This is a genomic window from Mesorhizobium sp. ZC-5, assembly GCF_025753855.1.
Lineage (GTDB): Bacteria > Pseudomonadota > Alphaproteobacteria > Rhizobiales > Rhizobiaceae > Neomesorhizobium.
In genome coordinates this window covers 1-604 of the sequence record NZ_JAOWPT010000068.1, presented here as the reverse complement: position 1 = coordinate 604, position 604 = coordinate 1, and the positions used below count along the sequence as shown (strand labels likewise).

Genomic DNA, 604 nt, shown 5'->3' with positions numbered 1-604 from the left:
CTTGCGTGAACACCGGCATCTGGCGCTGGATCTGGACGACGCCGGAATCGGTGCGGCGCGCCGTGCCGGTGTCCTCGAACAGCTTTTCGGCGACGATCTGGCCGCCGAAGCGGGTCGCGGCGCGGCGCAGCGCGTCGGCGAACAGCCTGTCATTGTCATGCGAGCCGTAGATCAGCGCCCAGCGCGGCCACTGCTTCCAGATCAGATATTGCGCCAGCCCATCGGCCAGCATCGAGCGGGTCGGCACGGTGTGAAACACGTTGGCCCGGCATTCCTCCTCGCGCAGGCTGTCGTCGGTGGCGCCGACATTGAACAACAGCACGCCGTTGTCGCGGGCGATGTCGGCGATCGACAGCAACTGTTTTGCCGAAATGTCGGTCAGCACATAACGATCGCCGCTCTCGACCATCTCCTGGAAGGTGGCGACGACATCGGCGTCGGGCTTCACCTCGCTGACGTCGAGGGAAAACTTCTGGCCGAGGAAGCTGCCGGTCGTGTTGTTGTCGGCAATCGCCACAGTGCCACCGGCAACCCCCTCGTCACGCGGCGGAACATCAAGCACCGACAACGCCAAGCTTGGAGCATAAGCACGAAGATAGCCGAT

At 63.9% G+C, this 604-nt stretch carries 1 protein-coding gene; it reads right to left on the bottom strand.

The features are described 5' to 3' along the window. Positions 1 to 604, bottom strand: a 604-nt coding sequence (locus OHD58_RS30540; RefSeq protein WP_412177328.1) for an ABC transporter substrate-binding protein, incomplete at both ends; no start/stop codon positions are given.